General features: G+C 38.6%; 1 protein-coding gene. It reads left to right on the top strand.

Annotated elements, in window-relative coordinates:
* Positions 1 to 90 precede the first annotated feature (90 nt).
* A complete protein-coding gene (locus tag HUN22_RS16775; RefSeq protein ID WP_174731763.1) occupies positions 91 to 1,788 on the top strand; it encodes an NAD-dependent malic enzyme in 1,698 nt (565 codons plus the stop codon).
* Positions 1,789 to 1,915 lie beyond the last annotated feature (127 nt).

Genomic DNA, 1,915 nt, shown 5'->3' with positions numbered 1-1,915 from the left:
GAATTAGGCTTTAGCTTATACGCACAAAGAGTTTTAGAGACCATACAAAACGTGTTTTTCTCTACTCTAAGCTGGAAAATGAGATAGGCAATGATATCAGGACACCCAAGTAAACATCCCCTTTATATTCCATATGCAGGTTTTACACTTTTAGAATTACCACTTTTAAATAAAGGTTCGGCTTTCACTGAAGAAGAAAGAAGTAACTTTAACTTACACGGTTTACTCCCACATATTATTGAAACTATTGAAGAGCAGAGCCAGCGTTCTTATCAGCAATATTGCGCTTTTACTGATGATATCAATCGACATATCTATTTGCGTAATATCCAAGATACCAATGAAACCTTGTTCTATCATTTAATCGAAAATCATCTTGAAGAAATGATGCCGATTATTTATACCCCAACAGTGGGTGAGGCATGTCAGCGTTTCTCCGATATCTATCGTCGTCATCGTGGTGTTTTTATTTCATATCCAGATCGTGATGTGATTGATGATATTTTGCAAAACGTAAATAAAAATAATGTAAAAGTTATCGTGATTACGGATGGTGAACGTATCTTAGGCCTTGGTGACCAAGGTATTGGTGGCATGGGTATCCCTATTGGGAAACTTTCACTTTACACCGCTTGTGGCGGAATTAGCCCAGCTTACACATTGCCAATTACAATTGATGTAGGGACGAATAATCCACAACTTTTAAATGATCCGATCTATATGGGTTGGCGTCAGCCACGTATTAGTGGCGATGAATATTATGCATTTGTAGATATGGTGATTGAGGCTGTAAAGCGTCGTTGGCCAAAAGCATTAATTCAGTTTGAAGATTTCGCACAAAAAAATGCGATGCCACTTTTAGAAAAATATCGCGATAAAATTTGTTGTTTTAACGATGATATTCAAGGAACAGCAGCGGTATCTGTAGGTAGTTTGATTGCTGCGAGTCGTGCAGCCGGCAAGCAATTAAAAGATCAAAAAATTGCTTTCTTAGGCGCTGGTTCGGCAGGTTGTGGTATCGCCGAGCAAATTGTTGCTCAAATGGTTGCTGAAGGCCTAACCGATGCAGAAGCGCGTGCTCGTGTTTATATGGTAGACCGTTTTGGTTTGATCACTGAGAATCAACCAAACTTGCTCGACTTCCAACGTAAGTTGGCACAAAAAGCTGAGGTGGTTGATCAGTGGGGCAATATTGAAGAAGTGATTTCACTACTTGATGTTGTTAAAAATGCTAAGCCTACAGTGTTAATTGGTGTTTCTGGTCAGCCAGGTTTGTTCACAGAAGAAATCATTAAGACCTTGGCGGCAAATTGTGAACGTCCAATTGTTATGCCATTGTCAAACCCAACTTCACGTGTTGAAGCGGTACCTGCTGATATTGTGGAGTGGACTGAAGGCAAAGCATTAATTGCAACAGGTAGTCCGTTTGCTCCTGTGAATCATCACGGTAAACTTTATAATATTTCTCAGTGTAATAACTCATACATTTTCCCAGGCATTGGCTTAGGTGTGGTGGCATCGGGTGCTAAACGCGTTACTGAAAATATGTTAATGGCGTCAAGTAGTGCTTTAGCAAATTGTTCCCCATTGCTTAAAGATCCACAAGCTGATTTATTGCCGCCGTTGGGTGAAATTCAACAAGTGTCTAGAGTTATTGCATTTGAAGTCGCGAAAGCTGCAATGGCAGATGGTGTGGCTGTAACGATTAGTGATGATTTGCTTAAGCAGAAAATTGATCAATCATTCTGGAAACCTGAATACCGCAAATATAAGCGTATTCCTTTCTAAGATTGAGAACGTAAAAAGAGGAGCTTAAGCTCCTCTTTTTTATTAATATATATTGGTTTAAATAACATATAATTATGAGCATTTTTTCATGAAGAATATTTATATTTTAATTTTTATAGGCGCTTTA

This window comes from Acinetobacter lactucae (assembly GCF_013344765.1).
In the GTDB taxonomy this organism is placed as follows: domain Bacteria; phylum Pseudomonadota; class Gammaproteobacteria; order Pseudomonadales; family Moraxellaceae; genus Acinetobacter; species Acinetobacter lactucae_A.
Note: the sequence above shows the minus strand (reverse complement) of the source record. Positions and strands in the feature narration are given on the sequence as shown.